General features: G+C 42.7%; 15 protein-coding genes. 13 read left to right on the top strand and 2 right to left on the bottom strand.

The genetic code is table 11. The features are described from left to right. Positions 1-99: 99 nt before the first annotated feature. The 4 genes from Q0R52_RS00795 (at position 100) to Q0R52_RS00780 (ending at position 4,051) form a co-directional block, all read left to right on the top strand. Positions 100-906, top strand: a complete 807-nt coding sequence (locus Q0R52_RS00795; protein WP_295790989.1) for an alpha/beta hydrolase — start codon at positions 100-102, stop codon at positions 904-906. A 104-nt stretch (positions 907-1,010) separates the two neighbouring features. After that, positions 1,011-2,228, top strand: coding sequence for a BamA/TamA family outer membrane protein (locus Q0R52_RS00790; RefSeq protein ID WP_295790987.1), 1,218 nt, complete (start codon positions 1,011-1,013; stop codon positions 2,226-2,228). Between the two features lie 134 nt (positions 2,229-2,362). After that, positions 2,363-2,719, top strand: a complete 357-nt coding sequence (locus tag Q0R52_RS00785; protein ID WP_295790980.1) for a response regulator — start codon at positions 2,363-2,365, stop codon at positions 2,717-2,719. Between the two features lie 969 nt (positions 2,720-3,688). Then, a complete protein-coding gene (locus tag Q0R52_RS00780) occupies positions 3,689-4,051 on the top strand; it encodes a response regulator (protein WP_252792655.1) in 363 nt (120 codons plus the stop codon). Positions 4,052-4,095: 44 nt separating this feature from the next. On the opposite strand, the gene Q0R52_RS00775 is transcribed toward Q0R52_RS00780, so the two are convergent. Next, on the bottom strand, positions 4,096-5,190 hold the full coding sequence (locus Q0R52_RS00775) for a hypothetical protein (RefSeq protein WP_295790973.1): 1,095 nt from the start codon (positions 5,188-5,190) through the stop codon (positions 4,096-4,098). 272 nt (positions 5,191-5,462) lie between these two features. Between Q0R52_RS00775 and Q0R52_RS00770 the strand changes: the two genes are divergently transcribed. The 9 genes from Q0R52_RS00770 to Q0R52_RS00730 all read left to right on the top strand — a co-directional run bounded on the left by Q0R52_RS00770 (position 5,463) and on the right by Q0R52_RS00730 (position 17,214). Continuing rightward, a complete protein-coding gene (locus tag Q0R52_RS00770; protein ID WP_295790971.1) occupies positions 5,463-8,579 on the top strand; it encodes a tetratricopeptide repeat protein in 3,117 nt (1,038 codons plus the stop codon). Between the two features lie 14 nt (positions 8,580-8,593). Further along, positions 8,594-10,426, top strand: coding sequence for a hypothetical protein (locus Q0R52_RS00765; protein WP_295790969.1), 1,833 nt, complete (start codon positions 8,594-8,596; stop codon positions 10,424-10,426). Between the two features lie 60 nt (positions 10,427-10,486). Continuing rightward, positions 10,487-11,536: an SPOR domain-containing protein gene (locus tag Q0R52_RS00760; protein WP_295790966.1), complete on the top strand. Its 1,050-nt coding sequence runs from the start codon at positions 10,487-10,489 to the stop codon at positions 11,534-11,536. A gap of 3 nt (positions 11,537-11,539) precedes the next feature. Then, positions 11,540-12,250, top strand: a complete 711-nt coding sequence (locus tag Q0R52_RS00755) for a MotA/TolQ/ExbB proton channel family protein (RefSeq protein ID WP_252792660.1) — start codon at positions 11,540-11,542, stop codon at positions 12,248-12,250. Then, the gene (locus tag Q0R52_RS00750; RefSeq protein ID WP_295790959.1) at positions 12,247-12,645 is read left to right on the top strand and encodes a biopolymer transporter ExbD; all 399 of its coding nucleotides are present in this window, start codon (positions 12,247-12,249) and stop codon (positions 12,643-12,645) included. Before Q0R52_RS00755 ends, Q0R52_RS00750 begins: the two co-directional genes overlap by 4 nt. Before the next feature lie 66 nt (positions 12,646-12,711). Then, positions 12,712-13,518, top strand: coding sequence for an energy transducer TonB (locus Q0R52_RS00745; RefSeq protein ID WP_295790957.1), 807 nt, complete (start codon positions 12,712-12,714; stop codon positions 13,516-13,518). A gap of 151 nt (positions 13,519-13,669) precedes the next feature. Beyond that, on the top strand, positions 13,670-14,977 hold the full coding sequence (locus tag Q0R52_RS00740; protein ID WP_295790955.1) for a folylpolyglutamate synthase/dihydrofolate synthase family protein: 1,308 nt from the start codon (positions 13,670-13,672) through the stop codon (positions 14,975-14,977). A 179-nt stretch (positions 14,978-15,156) separates the two neighbouring features. Further along, entirely contained in the window at positions 15,157-16,146 is a 990-nt protein-coding gene (gene mgrA / locus Q0R52_RS00735) for an L-glyceraldehyde 3-phosphate reductase (protein WP_295790953.1), read from the top strand. Between the two features lie 90 nt (positions 16,147-16,236). Then, a complete protein-coding gene (locus Q0R52_RS00730; RefSeq protein ID WP_295790951.1) occupies positions 16,237-17,214 on the top strand; it encodes a Gfo/Idh/MocA family oxidoreductase in 978 nt (325 codons plus the stop codon). A 139-nt stretch (positions 17,215-17,353) separates the two neighbouring features. On the opposite strand, the gene Q0R52_RS00725 is transcribed toward Q0R52_RS00730, so the two are convergent. Then, the gene (locus tag Q0R52_RS00725; RefSeq protein ID WP_295790948.1) at positions 17,354-17,530 is read right to left on the bottom strand and encodes a DUF6496 domain-containing protein; all 177 of its coding nucleotides are present in this window, start codon (positions 17,528-17,530) and stop codon (positions 17,354-17,356) included. Positions 17,531-17,694 lie beyond the last annotated feature (164 nt).

Raw genomic sequence — 17,694 nt, 5'->3', positions numbered from 1 at the left:
TTTTAAAATTAACAATATTTAAAAACTAAATAACGTTTTCTATTTTGTGCAGACTATCTGACTTACCTTAATCAACTTAATCTAACCCAATCAACAAAAATGCTTAAGCCTTTAACTTTAATAGCAACGTTGTTACTAGTTCTCAGCGTCCCCGTGTTTGCACAAACTGCTGCCGATGGCGCTTACTATACTTCGTTCGACAGCACAAAAATTTATTACGAGATAAGCGGAAACGGCTACCCGGTAATTTTAATTCATGGCTTTTCGGGCACGTCACAAGGGTGGAAAAGCGGTTTGCTTTACAATGATTTAATAACTGCCGGGTATAAAGTAATTATACTGGACCAACGAGGTAATGGTAAATCAGACAAGCCGCATACCGATGCTGGGTATAATAATGATGCCGAGGCCAAAGATATAATGGGACTTGCTACCCATTTAAATCTTAAAAGTTACGATGCTGTGGGTTATTCGCGCGGTTCCATAATTGTGTCGAGGCTCTTGGTGCTGGATAAGCGGCTGCATAAGGCAGTAATGGGCGGCATGGGCGATGCTTATATCAACCCTGACTGGCCACGCCGTGTACACGCCTACAAAGCATTAATGGGCGACACCAGCCAGCATGATGTTGATGATATGATGAAATACATTCGTTCGCAGCCTTTTGACGTGCTTGCATTAGCTTACCAGCAAAAGTGGCAGCCGTCAACCAGTAAAAAAGAGCTGGCGACGGTGCGCAAACCAGTGTTGATCATCCGCGGCAGCGACGATAAAGAAAGCGGCTCGGAAATTGGTCTTAATAAGCTTATACCTCACTCGGAGTTAAATTATGTGCCAGGTAATCATAATACAGCCAGCAAAAATGCCGAGTTTTCAGCAGCTGTTACCGGCTTTTTAAAAGATTAGCTTTTGGTAGCGAACAACTGGTTGATCATATTTAACAACACACTCAAACAGAATATTATATCCGCAGTAAAACAATATTTTTCATTTTTTCTTTTAAGGATTATATGAATAAAATATTTTTTACCACACTTTGCTTTTTGCTCCCCATTGTACTATTGGCGCAAACGCCTACCGACACTGCTAACATAAAGGTTGATACAACCGGGCAGCGGGACCTTATAGATATTGCCACAAGGCTTTTTAAATTTAGCCCCCGGTCAAACAAACAGGAAAAAAAACAAGTATATTTTTCTATTCTTCCAATTTCGACATCGGTACCAGGTGGCAGTAAGGCACTGGTAACTTCAACAACGGCAGGTTTCTATTTGGGCGACCGTAAAACCACCTATTTGTCAAGTGTAACTTTTGCGCCTTATTTTAACTTAAAGGGCCGGTATGGCCTGCCAATCCATTCAAGTATCTGGAGCCCGGATAACACTTACAATGTTCAGGGCGACATCCGCTTTTTGGTTTACCCTCAATATACCTGGGGCCTGGGCGGCAAACGCGGTGAAGATGAAAAGCTTTTGGTCAACTTTAATTATATACGCTTTTATCAAAGTGTGCTTAAACGAATAAAGCCCTATTTGTATGTGGGCGTCGGCTACAACCTGGATTATTATTTTAGTATCAAACCCGATGCGAACAACCCCAATGTTACCCTGCCAGAATTTACCGGGTATCCGTACGGGACTACTGCCGGGCAAAACTCCTTCTCTTCGGGACTTACTTTGAATGCGGTGTACGACACCAGGCAAAACTCCATCAACCCGCTGCCGGGTATATTCGGAAACTTTATTTACCGGCACAATGCAGGCTTTTTGGGTAGCGACAACAACTCACAATCAGTATACCTCGACTTCAGGAAATATATTTCGTTAACAAACGACGGGCCCAAAAATGTTGTTGCCTTTTGGAGTTACTACTGGACCACTATTTCGAGCGGGACGCCATTCCTTTCTTTGCCGGGCATTGGCAACGACCCATACCAAAGGTCGGGCCGTGGCATCGAACAAAACCGCTACCGTGGAGAAAGCCTTATTTACTTCGAGGCCGAATACAGGCGCGATATAACTTACGACGGGTTATTTGGCTTCGTAGTATTTACCAACTTTAATAGCGCCAGCGAACCCAATACGCGCCGTTTTGCCTACATTAACCCGGCAGCCGGGGCAGGGCTTCGTATTAAATTTAACAAGCGATCCGACACGAACATAGCACTCGACTACGGTTTCAGCAAGGGTTATAATGGTTTGATAATTGGCCTTGGCGAAGCCTTTTAAGTAATATTTTCAGTACGTTGGGCAACAGTAATATTAATATATTATATTTACTCTGTATCGAATCAGTTTTTAGCCCGTACTCATCTTTTAGTGTACCCTGGTACAATTTACATGTCTTTTATTTTTAGTAGTTAATGGCAAAACGCATTTTAGTATTGGATGATAACCTTGATATACTGGATATAGTTCATGAAACACTTACTTACGAAGATTTTGAGGTACAGAGCACATCGCGTAGCGATGCGGTAATTGCATTGGCCGAAACGTTTAACCCCGATCTTGTCATACTTGACTATCGTGTAGCCGGCGTTAACGGCGGCGACCTTTGTCTTCAAATAAAATCGCACCCCCAATTTAAGGATGTTCCGGTGATAATTTATTCAGCCTATGTTAACAACAAGAGCGAATTGCTGGCTTATGGTTGCGATGCTATTATTAACAAACCGTTCGACTTAACTGAACTGGTTGAAAAGGTTAATAACCTCCTCTAAATTCATGATATCTTCATTTAATTTGGTGTTATTTATTTAATATTATTATGCTATTAAGTTTATTATTACTTTGAGCTTTTTGTAATTTTTCTATTACATTTGTTGAACATAATACCCCCTACCTACGAATTATGACAGCAGCGAATGAAAAACCCGAAGCAACTAAGGCGGGACGAAAATCATATTTCTGCCCCAGGTGCAACACTAAACTCACCGACAGAGTTAGCCGTAGCCTACTAGTTAAAATTTTTTTATTCTGGATGCCCGTGCGAAGATTTGTTTGCTATACCTGCCGAAAAAAAACATATTTTTTTAATTGACGGAAGCCCGAAGCAATATTTTTACGATTTTAATAAACCAAACATTTATTATTTTTACTTTTGAATATACTTTTTTTTTTAAATTTTAAGGTTATTGTAAATTTTGACCAAAAAGAAATTCAAATCTGAAGATTATAACTGCCCGCACTGCGGCACACCGTTTCATTTTAAAATGCGCAGAAGTTGGTTTATGAAAAGGCTTTCCTATTTCTTTCCTATGCGAAGACTTTTTTGTGCAAAATGTGTAAAAGCGTCGTACGTGTTTTTAAAGAAGGAAGATTCCCTTTAACTTATCTCTTTAGTGCTTAGCTACCACTAACCTCCCGTACTGCAAGAGATTTAATGTTCAGTTTTTTTGAACAGTAGTTCAGAAATGTGAACACAAATGTGTTCTTAACCTATACGATAAAACAGACTCGTCATTTTTATTGAAAAAACGAATTGTTTAGTTATAAACATTTTTTTAAGCTTAAAAAAAGCAAAATAAGCAGTAATATTTAAGCTGTTAACAAAAAACAAGCCTTCTGGTGTATATTCTGGTACATTAATTGCACTTTGGATTTTTAACAATTTACTTGCAGTTACAATATAATTTAGGCCAGGTATCATATAACCCCTTAATTATTAAACTTTTTATTAATGAACTAAAATGCGAAGGATATTAGCGGTTGATGACGATAGGGATATATTGGATGTTTTGCAATATATTTTGGAGGAATCGGGATACGAGGTGGAAACCCTTTCAGACGGACATTTTTTATTTGAGAAAATCAAGGCCCATACGCCTGATTTAATTTTACTGGATATTATGCTGGGAAATATGGATGGCCGCGACCTTTGCCGTGCAGTAAAAGCCAGAGATGAAACCCATGACATTCCTGTTATTTTAATATCGGCCAGCCACGTAGCTGGTACTGTTGGCCAAAAGGGTGCACCAGACGCTTTTATTGCCAAGCCATTTGATATTGATGATTTGTTGGATGTAATAAAAGTACAGCTGGCTGCGGCTTGACCAGTTAGCGATTTTCAGCATACATTTTAAACTGCGACTGTAAATTATTTAATCCCCAACGCTTTCAGATCCTTATCAATCCTTAAATTCCACCTACCCTGTTCTGCGGTATCTGTTCCATGCCTGGTTTCATCATCATATTGTTTCTGCATTATGTTCATTTCGCGATACTTATCAAGATATTCCATATTAACCATTCCTTCATAATTATCAACGGTAAGCTTACCGGCGGCAAGTTTCTGTTTAAAGTGTTCCGATACAATTTTTACAATATCAAAATGCCTTTGCTCGTGGTTTAAAGTGTAATCGCTGCGGCTGTCTTCCTTAGCCCAACAGGCGCTTTTAGGCAGGCAGGTTTTTACCGTCAAATGCAGGTTTACTATTCCTTTAACAATTTCGGCGTGCTGATCATAACCAATAGTTGGAAAAACTTCCGCAGAATATTTGCTGGTTGGTATTTTCGATTGAAAATCGGCCCAGGTTAAAGGGCGTTTAATTGAGTAATAGATACTGTCGCCTTCGGGCTTTTCTTCATAATCGCTAAACGTAATCTTTACGCCGTGCGCCAGTTTGATGTTGGTTTCGGCCTGCTGGCTCATCCATGTATTTATATAAACCAACCCATTTACCAATACCCGCTGTAAGGTTGGACCGATGTTTTGGGTTTGGACGGCATCGCGGTTATAAACCGCAGTGCCGCTATAATCAGCCAGGTGAATTTTATCATTATCACCCTTATCCAAATAAAAAGAAAACGTGAGCACCACCCGCCCTTCAACCAGGTTATTTGGCAGGGCGGTTTCTTTTATGCCGATTTTTTTAAGGCCGATAATCAGTGGCCGTAGTTCCTTATTTTTTGGCAGATTATTATTAACAAACTGTTTAATGCTGGGTAAAGCGCCGCCTTTAATGTCGACCGCGTAAGGTTTTGCGTTTTGTCTGGCCGGTAGTATCGACGCTATCGCGCTTTTATTAGTTCGTTCGTCAATAACATCTTTTACATAAAATTCTTTTGGGGTGACAGGAACACGTTCATCTGTGAAGATGAAGGCATCAAGTTGCTGGGGATTGGTTTGTAAGGCGGATAAGATTAAAATCAGGATACAGTATAATTTACTGTATGCAAAAGCAATATTCATTGTCACAATATAACGTTTTTTGTAATGGCGTATTGCACGCCACCTCGCTATTACGGTTTTTAACGGTTGCTATAAATAAACCACAGGGTGTGTGCAATGAGCACCTACGTATTACACCATTGCCATTCCCAACACTAAGTAAAGTTTTCCACACCTATACCATGTATAAAATATGCTTCGTTAGAATCAATGTTCTCCACACTATGTGAATTACTTATGTGGAATATCCCCTTTGGGTTTAGCTATTTTCGCAAATCGTTAGTTTGCTCCTTATGATAAAACTTAAGTACATCTCCTTTCTTGTTCCTATATTTTTTGTTTTTTCCGGCTTTGCTCAACAAAATCCCTCATTTGATGTATACCGCACCTATCACGCTGCTATTGAGCTGCTTGATAAAAATAAATACGTAGCGGCAACAGAGCAATTCAGGCTGGTTGAGGCATACCGGGTAAAAACCAGTACCCAGCCGAAGTTCGAATCGGAACTGTCAATTATAAAAGAAAACGCGCAGTATTACGAGGCACTATGCGCGCTTGAGCTGGGCAATGACGATGCCGAAAGCATGTTTTTACGCTTTATAAAAGAGCATCCTGAAAACCCGCTGACCAAAATTGCGTACTACCAGATAGGCCGCTCCTACTCGCGCCAGGAAAAATATACCGAAGCTTTGCAGTGGTTTGACAAAGTACAGGCCAGTGAATTAAGCGGCAGGCAAAACATCGAATACAAGTTTCGTAAAGGCTATGCCTACTTTGCTACTAACGATTATAAAAACGCACAGACCTTATTCAGCGAAGTGAAAAATGTGCATTCGCCATTTATGGACGATGCCATCTATTATTTTGCTTACATAGCCTATTTGAACAAAGACTATCACCTGGCACTGGTAAATTTCGAGCGGCTCAAAAATTCGAAGAAATACGAAAGCAGTTACCCATACTATATTACCGCAGTTTACTTTTTAGATCAGCGGTATGATGACGTGCTGAACTATGCTGTCCCTATTGTAAAAAACACCCACCAACAGCACGAAACAGAAATGCTGCGCATCATCGGCGCTTCTTATTTCGCTAAGGCCAATTATGATAAAGCGGCCGAATATTATTCGCGGTTTGAGGACGAAGACAAGGGCAAAACGCAGAATACCCAAGATAGCTACCAGATGGGCTATACTTATTTTAAAGTGGGCAACTTTTCCAAAGCCGCCAGCGAACTGGTAAAGCTGCAGCAAAGCAACGATGTGTTTAGCCAGAACGGTAACTACACGCTGGGTAATGTGTTCCTGAAAATGAACAACAAGCAAAGCGCCCGCAGTGCTTTTTTTGCTGCGTCAAAACTCAGTTTCGATGCCCAATTGCAGGAAGATGCTTTGTACGAATACGCCAAACTATCGTACGAACTTGATTTTAACACCCAGGCGCTTGATGCTACCCGCCTTTACCTCAAAAACTATCCACGCTCAACCCGTACCGACGAGATGAAAACCTTGTTGGGCGAGGAGTTATTAAACTCGCACAATTACAAAGAAGCAGTTGAAATACTGGAGCCTATCCCTAATAAATCGGCCAGTGCTCAGGCTGCCTATCAAAAGGTAACTTATTACCGCGGGCTGGAGTTTTACAACGAACGCGCCTTCGAAAACGCCATAGGTATTTTCCTTCGTTCGCTGAAAAACCCGGTTGACAGGAACATACAGGTATTAACCACGTACTGGATGGCCGAGGCAATGTACGAGGTTAGGAAATATGGGGAGTCGGTGGAGAACTTTGAGAAATTCCTTGACTTTGATGAAGCGCGCGAAACCGGCGTTTACAACTATGCCAACTATGCTTTGGCTTATGCAGCTTTTTATGGCGAGCAATATAAAAAAGCGGCTACTTACTTCCAGAAGTTTTTGCAGGGCGAAGAAAAGGATCCCAACACTGTAAATGATGCCGTTACCCGCCTCGGCGATAGCTACTTCGTAATGAAAAGCTACGACCGGGCAATGGAATACTACAATCGCATTATTGAAAAGAAATCACCGGGCCAGGACTATGCCTTGTTTCAACGCGGTATGATACAGGGTTTGCAAGGTGCACCTGATACCAAGATAAGTACATTGACCAACCTACTCAATACGTACCCTAATTCGGATTACGCGGATGATGCTTCGTTTGAGATTGCCTATACTTACTTTATAAAAAACGACGGCGAAACGGCAAAAACCGGCTTGCAGGAAATGATAAAAAAATACCCGAGCAGCAGTTACGTGCCGCGGGCACTGGTTACTATTGGCATTATCGACTACAATGCCGACAGGGACGACGCGGCTGTTGAATCTTTTAAAACAGTCATAAAGGACTACTCATCAAGCGATGAGGCTAAGATGGCCCTAAAGCAGGTTGAGAAAATCTATACCGATAAAGGCGATGCACAAACGTTTATCAATTACGCAGCCACAACGCCGATTGCCAATTACACCACGGCAGATCAGGAGAACATAATGATAACAGCTGCTAACAACTTGTATGCGCGCAGCGACTGGCAGGGTGCTGTTGGAGCCGTAAATGCTTACTACGATAAGTTCCCGACTAAACCTATTTATGACAAACAGGCAAGATTTATACGCGCTCAAAGTTTGGTAAATTTAAACAGGTCGGCCGAGGCGGTTAATGATTACAATGTGATTTTGAACGATTGGACAAGCCCATACACCGAACAGTCGTTAATCAGCATGGCCAAGCTTTATATCGGTCAAAAAAAATATAATGAGGCTATCCCCTACCTAAAAAAGCTGGAAACAAACTCAGAGTATAAAGCCGATTATACATTCGCCATAAACAACCTGCTGCAATGCTATGCACAGATGGAAATGGCGGATGACGCACTTAACTATGTTAAACTGGTACGTGCCAACGAAAAAACTGCACAGGAGGATAAGTTTAAAACCGGTTTATTTGCCGGCCAGGCTTACCTTCAAAAAGGCGATACCACAAATGCTGTAAAGGAGTTTAACTACACATTAACAAACACCAAAACAGTTGCTGCCGCCGAGGCAAAATATAACATTGCTGCAATAGAGTTTGAACAGGGCAAGTTCAAAGCATCGCAAAAAACCTGCTTTGAATTAATTAAGGATTTGCCAAACTACGATTACTGGGTAACAAAAACGTTTATCCTGCTGGCTGATAATTACGAAGCGTTGAAAGATGTTTTCCAGGCGAGAGCAACGTTGCAAAGCGTTATTGACAATTACAAAGGCGACGACGACATCATCCCAACGGCCAAACAAAAGCTCGACCAAATGAGCGGCGGCAAGGCCGATGGCATGGAACAGAAAAAGCCGGATGACAAGAAACAGGATGAGAAGAAACCAGGGGAAAAGAAACAGGATAACAAAGAATAAAAATGAGACGAGCAATGAAATTTAAATATATATACGCGCTGCTTACCTTAGTACTAGCTTTATACTTTGTTCCTGCTACTGCACAAACAAAGCACAAAGGCAAAAAGCCGGTTGCAAAAACAGCAGCCAAAAAGCCGCCGCTTAAGCCGCCCGTTAAAAAAACGGTAAAAGCAGCACCACCAAAAAGCAGCACCAGCCTCAGTGATGCCGTAGCGAAAGCAGCTGCCGATACTACCAAAAAAGGCAAAGGTAATGATGCGGTACAAGGCAACCTTTCCGAAGAGATTGTGGTTACCACAGCTTACAAACCCGTATTGGCCGATGCGGTAAAAATACGTCGCAACCCCGATCTGGAAGATAAAACGCCATTTAAAGCACCGCTGGTTTATATCCCTATAGATAAAAGGCTGGAGTTAAACACCAGTATTAAACCCCTTGACGCTATGAAAAGGCCGGCGGAACAGGATTCGGTACCGACCAACAATTATGTAAAGGTTGGTTTGGGTAGCCTGAAAACTACGTATGGCGAAGCCTATTTTGCCAATGGCCGCGATAATGCCTTGCAAGTTGGCGGCTACTTAAAACACTTTGCCCAAAACGGCAACCTGTATAAACAAAATTCGGCTAAAGAAGAGGCGGGAATATTTGGCAAAAGCATTGGCGAACTAAACAATATAAGTGGCCGTATTACCTACGATTACAACAGCAATTATTTTTATGGTTTCAGCCAGTTTAATCCGCCGGTAACAACCCGGGATGACAAGCAACACTTCAGCACTATTGGCGCCGAGGGCGAGCTGGCCAAAAATTACCGCGATATTGAAAATGATTTCACCTATGCTTTAAAACTCAAGGGATACATTTTTAGCAACGCCTACCAGGCCCGGGAAAGTAACCTGGTGCTTTCGGGCTTCTTTAACCAAACTATTAAACAATTTTATGCAGGTTTAGCGGCATCGCTTGATTTGAGCACTCAAAAAGATAGCGACTACAGTTATAACAACAGCCTGATAAGGTTAAACCCTTACATCAAATTCCAGGGTGATAATTATAAGATCGATGCGGGCGTAAACATTGTGGACCAGTTTGGCTTCAATTCTGCATTTTACATATTCCCTTCAGCAAGGGCCGAGTTGCAGGTGATACCTAAATACGTGCGCATATTTGTTGAGGCAAAAGGCGATGTTAATAAATCATCGCTGCATGATTTTGCCATGGCCAACCCGTTCATAGGCCAAAATATCGACATAAAAAATTCTGTCGACCAGTTGGATATTGCTGCAGGTATAAAGGGAACCCTCGCCCCGGGCTTCGGCTTTAAGTTCACGGTCTTCCGCAGCGAGATTAAGAATATGCCATTATTTGTGAGTGATTTTAACCTGGCAACGGGCTATAACAGGTTTAAGGTAATTTACGATGGGGGCCGGTCGCGCGTTAACGGTTTAAATGGCGAACTTGACTACAAGGCCTCAGAAGACGTGGATGTTTTTGCGAGAATTGAGTTTAAAGACTATCAAATGGCAACCGTTGCTGAACCGTGGAACCTTCCGAAACTTGTTTTTAAGGGTGGTACGGTTTTCAAAATTGATAACAAAATAAGCATATCAGGTACAGTAACGTATCGCGGCGGAGTAATGGACCCGTTGCCTTTAACTGTTGGTACGGTAACCAGGCCGATATCTATCGATGCTTTTGTTGACTTAAGCGGCGCCGTTGATTATAAGATAAATAACCGTTTTTCGGTATTTGTACATGTAAATAATATTTTAAACGCAAACAGTCAAAGGTGGTTATATTACCCTGATTATGGGTTTAATATATTTGGCGGCGTTGGTTATACTTTTTAAGCTCTGCCTGTCGGGCAGACAGGTTTTTGATATTTTATAATAAACCGTACTTTTAGCGCGATGAATTTAGCCGATTATTTAAGTGAATTACTGGCACAGTACGAAGAGGTAAGCGTGCCGGGCCTTGGCTATTTTGTACGCGAGCGTGTAAATGGTTTTTACAATGATAAGGACAGTAAATTTTACCCGCCCTACCACCGGGTAAAGTTTGTGCCGCAGCCAAAGGACGATGATGTTTTTACGCAATATGTTGCGGATAAAAAGAACATCTCGCTGGCTTCATCAAAATACTTTGCCGAGAAGTTTGTTGCCAAGCTTAAAGAACAGGCGCTAACAGGTAAATATCTTTTTGCCGACCTTGGCCTTTTTTATACCGCCCAGGACCAGCTTGTTTTTAAAGCAAACGAAAAAATTACCGACGACCCTGCCTTTTATGGCTACCCGCCGTTAACTGTTTTTAAACAGGGCCAAACAATAAACGACCAATACACAAAGCCATTGCTTACCGATCCGGCTGCTGCTACTGCGTCACCACAGCCAAAGCCAGTTCAACCGGTGGTAGACGAGCCTTATTTTGAAGAAGAGGCTGAACGCAAAAGAGGGCTAAGTATTTGGATGATTATTTTAATTGCTGTAACAGCCCTTGCTTTAGCTGCGTTTGGCGTTTATAAGTTCTATCCTCAAGTGTTCGATAAAATTGGCACTGCTTACCACCGTATTACCGGAAAAACAGATGCTGATGTGCCGGTTTACAGGCACGAGGTTAAAGCCGATACTACCACAGTTAAGAAACCAGCTGTTGTTAAAGATACTGTTACTAAAGCCGCTACACCTGTAGCACCAGTGGTCGACACGGCCAAACACGTTCGTTTTGATTTAATCGCAACCAGCTCTAAAACTGAATGGCGCGCAAATGCAGAAGCGCAGAAATTTAAGGCGAAAAATATCGACGATGTTAAAGTATTGTCAAAAAAAGAGGCCCCTGGCACCCGTTTTAAAATATCTGTAGGAACATTTACAACACCCGATGCTGCCGAAGCGGCAAAGAATGTTTTGGTAAAAGCCGGTAAAATTCCCCAGGATTCATATATAATTCAAATTAACCAGTAAAGGATGACATTATTACTCATACAGGCACAAGTAGCCGATACCGCACACAAAGTTGTTGATTCACTAAGCCGGACAGGCCAGGTTACCCCACCACAGGAGCTGCGTTTTGGCGACTTGCTGATAAGTGGCGGTGTAATCATGATCCCGATAGGGATACTGGCAATTTTGGGCCTCGTGATATTTTTTGAACGGTATTTTACTATACGTAATGCCTCAAAAAATGAGTCGAACCTGATGTTGCAGGTACGGTCGAGCATAGTAACCGGGAACCTTGAGTCGGCAATAGCCATTTGTCGCAACAGCAATACGCCGCTTGGCCGCATGCTGCAAAAGGGTTTGCTGCGTATTGGTCGCCCCATTAAAGATATTGAAGGCGCCATTGAAAACGTGGGCAAACTGGAAGTATCAAAGCTGGAAAAAAACATAGGTATATTAGGTATCATTGCCGGTATTGCACCTATGTTTGGCTTCTTGGGTACTATATACGGGGTTATCAAAATATTTTATGATATCTCGAAAACAGATAACATCAGCATGGGCGCCATATCGGGCGGTCTTTATGTAAAGATGGTAACATCGGCAGGTGGTTTGTTTGTTGGTATAGTAGCCTATGTATGCTACCACATTTTAAATATGATGGTTGATAAGGTAATATTAAGGCTGGAGACAGACGCCATTGAATTTATTGACCTGTTAGAAGAACCGAGCAAATGAATTTAAGAAAACGGCACAGGGGAGCTTCGGCCGAGGTACATACCTCGGCAATGAACGACATTATGTTTTTCCTGCTTTTGTTTTTCCTTATTGCATCAACAGTAACCAATCCCAACGTTGTAAAGTTGCTGCTGCCAAAATCGTCATCGGGAAAATCAATTTCGAAGAAAACAGTTAATGTCTCGATAGACAAAAATTTACAATATACCGTTGATAAAAAATCGGTAGCAGTAACCGATTTGCCAACTGTATTGGGCGGCTATAAAAAGCTGACCACAGAGTTAACTATAGTGTTAAGCGTTGATAAAACCGTAGCCATACAGGACGTGGTATCGGTAATGGACGTGGCACAAAAATTGAACATTAAGCTGGTGCTGGCAACGGTAGCGAAATAGTTAATAGCTTATGGTTCATAGTTCATGGTAAAAAGGCCATGAACTATCAACTATCAACCATGAACAATGACAATTCAGGAAGAAGAAAATAATTATCCCAAAGCATTTTTACTAACGGGTATTATACTTGGTGTGGTAATGGCTTTGTGCTATTTTATTGTTTTTATAAGCCCACCAAAAACGGACGATGGCACGGGTGGGATACTTGTAAATTATGGCACCGTTGACGAAGGCTCGGGAACCAACCAGGCAAGCATGGAGGAACCTTCGGTTGCCGAAAAAGCCAACAAGCAACAACCCGATAAAGTAACCCCCGCCCCTCCTACCGAGCAAAAAACACAGGTTGAAAATAGCGATAAAGATGTAGTTACCCAAAATACGGAGGATGCCCCGGAAGTTGCGGCAAAATCTAAAAAGCCGAACAATGTATCGGTAGCGCAACCGAACAAACCAGCGGTAAAAGCCGCAGTTAACCAAAACGCTTTATACAAGGGTGCAACTAACAAAGGTGCCGGCGAGGGCGACGGCACAACAACAACGCCGGGCAACCAGGGAAGCAAAAATGGTTCAACACTAAGTGATAATTATGGACCTGGCGGCTCGGGTAATGGACTCAGTATGCCTAACTGGACATTTGTTAGCGCGCCAGATCCGCAGAATATCCACCGCGTACCAGGTGTGGTAGTAATTGACTTTGTGGTAGACCCAACAGGCAGCGTAATATCAGCTAATTATAACCGCAGCAAAACCAGGGCCGAGCTCAGCCTGATACAAAGCTGTGTTGACGCTATAAAAAACACCAAATTCACTTCATCAAGCCAGGCCTCTGGCAACCAAAAGGGACAGTATACTTTTAGGTTTAAGGTGGATTAGTTCATGGTTCATAGTTCATAGCAGCGTCATTAGTTGCAAGCTCCAGTGTATAATTGCCTGTTAGTTCCGATATACCTATCAACCATAATCTACAATTATATACATTTGCTTTGCTTTTGCGATAGTTGCTATGAACTATCAACTATGAACCATGAACTACCAGCAAACCATCCAATACCTCTACAGCCAACTACCGCTTTTTACCCGCGACGGCGCATCGGCATATAAAGCTGATTTAACCAATACCATTGAGCTGTTAAAGCGGATAGATAATCCACAGCATAAATTCAAAAGTGTGCATGTGGGCGGCACTAATGGCAAAGGCTCCACATCGCATATGCTGGCAGCTATTTTGCAAACTGCCGGCTATAAAACCGGCTTATATACATCACCACACTTAAAAGATTTCCGCGAGCGCATCCGTATAAACGGCCAAATGATCAGCGAGCAAACGGTAATTGATTTTGTAGAGGCCCATACTGCCGATTTTGACGAAATAAAGCCGTCGTTTTTTGAAATGACGGTGGCGCTTGCCTTTGATGTTTTTGCAAAAGAACAGGTCGATATTGCCATTGTTGAAGTGGGCCTGGGTGGACGCCTGGATTCTACTAATGTAATTACCCCGCTCCTATCCATCGTTACTAATATTGGTTGGGACCATATGAACATTTTGGGCGATACGCTGCGGTTAATTGCAGGCGAAAAAGCGGGGATTATTAAGCCCAGTACACCGGTTGTTATTGGGGAATACCAGGAGGAGATTGCAGATGTATTCACAAACAAAGCTGCTTTGGAAGGTGCACAGATTCGCTTTGCCTCTAATGTTTGGAATACAGAGGTTGGCAGGCATAATGCAGAAGATAATTTGAATGAATTTTTAGCTGTTCAGGTTATTCCGACGTCAGACTCCGGACTTCGGACTTCAGACTTCAGACTTGACCTAACCGGTTCCTATCAGCTTAAAAATATAAAAACGGTGCTTTGCGCGGTTGATGAATTGCGTTTGCTGGGATATAATATAACCGACGAACACTTAACGACCGCGTTAGGCCAGGTAAAAACCCTCACCGGGTTACATGGACGCTGGGAGGTTTTGAGCAAAAATCCATTAACCATTTGCGACACCGGGCACAATCCAGAAGGTATGCAGGAAGTACTGCAAAATATTGCCGCTGTGAAGTACAACAAACTTCATTTTGTACTTGGAATGGTTAATGATAAAGACAGCAGTAAAATATTAACGATTTTACCCACTAAAGCACGCTATTACTTTTGCCGGCCGGACATTCCCCGCGGACTTGACGCTAAAGCACTATGGCTGAAAGCTGCAGGCTTTGGCCTGGATGGCGAAGCTTACTCATCAGTACCGGAAGCGCTGAAAGCTGCGCAGAAAAATGCGGAAAAAGGTGATTTGGTTTTTGTGGGGGGTAGTACTTTTGTGGTGGCAGAAGTGGTGTAACTGTCTGAATCAGAATTTTCAAAATTCTGGAATTAGCAGAATTAAAAGATTAGCATGTTATTTTATTACGCTCGTCGATCGCATATTGACAATTCTTAAATCCTGTAAATTCTGATTCAGACAACGTCTACTTTCTTCTCAAAAAATATTACTTTTAGCGTTCAAATAACAACAACCAAATGACTTATCTACCCTCATCTGAAAGATACAAAAACATGCAATACCGCCGCTGCGGAAAAAGCGGAATTAAGCTACCGGCTGTTTCGCTGGGTTTGTGGCACAACTTCGGCGGTGTTGATGTGGAGGAAAACTTCCGCAAAATTTTGCACCTGGCTTTTGATAGCGGCATCACTCATTTCGACTTAGCTAACAACTACGGCCCGCCTCCGGGATCGGCCGAAGAAAACTTCGGAAAACTATTGCATGAAGATTTTCGCGGCTACCGTGATGAGTTAATTATATCAAGCAAGGCAGGCTACACCATGTGGGACGGTCCTTATGGCGACTGGGGCTCAAAGAAGTACCTGGTGTCAAGCCTCGACCAAAGCCTAAAACGCATGAGGCTCGACTATGTGGATATATTTTACCACCACCGACCCGACCCGGAAACCCCGCTGGAAGAAACTATGGGCGCGCTGGATTTGATAGTTCGCCAGGGAAAAGCATTGTATGCAGGTATATCAAACTATCCTGCAGATGAGGCCGATAAAGCCATCAGCATACTAAAAAAACTGGGCACGCCATGCCTTATTCATCAACCTAAATACTCCATGTTTGAGCGCTGGGTTGAAGGCGGTCTGCTGGATGTATTGGAAAAAGACGGTGTGGGTTGCATCCCATTCTCACCCTTGGCACAAGGATTATTAACCAATAAATATCTGCACGGCATCCCTGCCGATTCGCGTGCGGCGAAGGCTACAGGTTTTCTGCAAGAGAGCCAGGTAACGGAAGAACGCATTAGCCAGATAAAAAGGTTGAACGATATTGCCGTGCAGCGCGGGCAAACGCTGGCACAAATGGCACTGTCGTGGTTATTAAAAGATAACCGGGTAACATCTGTGTTAATTGGCGCCAGTCGGCCAGAGCAATTAGCTGATTCGTTGAAGTGCCTGGATAATATCGTGTTTTCGACGGAGGAATTAGGAAAAATCGAAGAAATATTAAAATAAAATCAAGAGCCAGGAATCAAGAACCAAGATAGGAAGGTTATTCTTCGCTTGGTTCTTGACTCTTGATTTCTTGATTCTTCTCACAATGATATGTCTAAAGTAAACTGGGGAATTATAGGCTGCGGCAACGTAACCGAAAAAAAAAGCGGGCCGGCGTTTAACAAAGTAGCAAACAGCAGCCTTGTAGCAGTTATGCGCCGCGATGCCGAAAAAGCAGCGGATTATGCGCAACGCCACGGTGTTGGCACCTGGTACAGCGATGCCGATGAATTGATGGCCGATAACCGCATTAATGCGATTTACATTGCCACTCCTCCTGCCTCGCATACTCCCTATGCCATAACTGCACTTGGTAAAGGATTCAATGTTTATGTTGAAAAACCTGTTACCCGCAACGCCGCCGAAGCCCGGCAAATTGCCGAAGCAGTAAAACAGCACCCTAACCAGAAGTTAACGGTTGCACACTACCGCCGTGGGTTGCCGATGTTTTTAAAGGTGAAGCAATTGCTGGAAAGCAAGCTGATTGGCGATGTGCGCACCGTGCAAATACGGATGTGGAAAAGCCACCGGCCTGGCTCGGCGGTTGATGTAGTGAGCAACTGGCGGGTGCACCCGGAGCTATCAGGCGGCGGCTATTTTCACGACCTTGCCCCCCACCAACTTGATTTAATGCTGTTGTATTTTGGCGAACCGGAGAGGTACTTTGGCTTCTCACTTAACCAGGGCGGCAATACCCCGGCCGATGACCATGTGAGCGGGCAAATATTGTTTAAAAACGGCGTGGTTGTAAATGGTTCGTGGTGCTTTAATGTTGCAGAAAACCAGATAACCGATTCCTGTGAAATAGTTGGCACAAAAGGAAAAATCACCTTCCCGTTTTTTGGCACTTTCATCAACTGGAAAACGGATGACGATGAGCAAACGCTTAATTTCACACATCCCGAAAACATCCAACATCCGATGATTGAAAAGATTGTTGCTTATTTTAATGGTGAAGGGCCAAACCCTTGTTCAATTGATGAGGCCATTCTGCTAATGGATATTTTGGACGCGTTTACGGGAAAGTAACTGATCATTTTTGTCATTGCGAGCGAGGAACAGCCTGTCCCGAATTTATTTCGGGAAGCGCGGCAATCGCGAACTTTACAGGGTAGATCTGCATAGTTCGCGATTGCTTCGTCCCTCGCAATGAGAATGTTTTTAAAACTTACCCTTTCTTCTTCGGCACTTTCGCCCCTTCTTTACGTGCTTCAGACAAACCTATTGCGATAGCTTGTTTTTTACTGGTTACTTTTTGGCCGCTGCCGCTTTTAAGTTTGCCTTCATTCATTTCGTGCATGGTTTTTTCAACTTTTTCTCCTGCTTTTTCTGAATATTTTGCCATGACGTATTTTTATAATAGGTAAATAATTTAGGTATAAAGCAAAATGCCTGCCAAATAATGTATCATTGAAAACAGCGTCCAACGACGCGAAGTGCTGCATCTCTACAAAATCACGGATAAAAAAATATTATTATTCAATTATCCCTATCTTCAAACCAATAAAC

This window comes from Mucilaginibacter sp., from assembly GCF_025359345.1.
Classification (GTDB): domain Bacteria; phylum Bacteroidota; class Bacteroidia; order Sphingobacteriales; family Sphingobacteriaceae; genus Mucilaginibacter.
The sequence above is the reverse complement of the archived record's forward strand: the minus strand, read 5'-3'. Positions and strand labels throughout refer to the sequence as shown.

Excerpts from the sequence above, each read along its gene's own strand:
- Q0R52_RS00795 (WP_295790989.1), top strand. The coding sequence starts at position 100 with ATGCTTAAGCCTTTAACTTTAATAGCAACGTTGTTACTAGTTCTCAGC.
- Q0R52_RS00790 (WP_295790987.1), top strand. The coding sequence starts at position 1,011 with ATGAATAAAATATTTTTTACCACACTTTGCTTTTTGCTCCCCATTGTA.
- Q0R52_RS00785 (WP_295790980.1), top strand. The coding sequence starts at position 2,363 with ATGGCAAAACGCATTTTAGTATTGGATGATAACCTTGATATACTGGAT.
- Q0R52_RS00780 (WP_252792655.1), top strand. The coding sequence starts at position 3,689 with ATGCGAAGGATATTAGCGGTTGATGACGATAGGGATATATTGGATGTT.
- Q0R52_RS00775 (WP_295790973.1), bottom strand. The coding sequence starts at position 5,190 with ATGAATATTGCTTTTGCATACAGTAAATTATACTGTATCCTGATTTTA.
- Q0R52_RS00770 (WP_295790971.1), top strand. The coding sequence starts at position 5,463 with ATGATAAAACTTAAGTACATCTCCTTTCTTGTTCCTATATTTTTTGTT.
- Q0R52_RS00765 (WP_295790969.1), top strand. The coding sequence starts at position 8,594 with ATGAAATTTAAATATATATACGCGCTGCTTACCTTAGTACTAGCTTTA.
- Q0R52_RS00760 (WP_295790966.1), top strand. The coding sequence starts at position 10,487 with ATGAATTTAGCCGATTATTTAAGTGAATTACTGGCACAGTACGAAGAG.
- Q0R52_RS00755 (WP_252792660.1), top strand. The coding sequence starts at position 11,540 with ATGACATTATTACTCATACAGGCACAAGTAGCCGATACCGCACACAAA.
- Q0R52_RS00750 (WP_295790959.1), top strand. The coding sequence starts at position 12,247 with ATGAATTTAAGAAAACGGCACAGGGGAGCTTCGGCCGAGGTACATACC.
- Q0R52_RS00745 (WP_295790957.1), top strand. The coding sequence starts at position 12,712 with ATGACAATTCAGGAAGAAGAAAATAATTATCCCAAAGCATTTTTACTA.
- Q0R52_RS00740 (WP_295790955.1), top strand. The coding sequence starts at position 13,670 with ATGAACTACCAGCAAACCATCCAATACCTCTACAGCCAACTACCGCTT.
- mgrA (WP_295790953.1), top strand. The coding sequence starts at position 15,157 with ATGACTTATCTACCCTCATCTGAAAGATACAAAAACATGCAATACCGC.
- Q0R52_RS00730 (WP_295790951.1), top strand. The coding sequence starts at position 16,237 with ATGTCTAAAGTAAACTGGGGAATTATAGGCTGCGGCAACGTAACCGAA.
- Q0R52_RS00725 (WP_295790948.1), bottom strand. The coding sequence starts at position 17,530 with ATGGCAAAATATTCAGAAAAAGCAGGAGAAAAAGTTGAAAAAACCATG.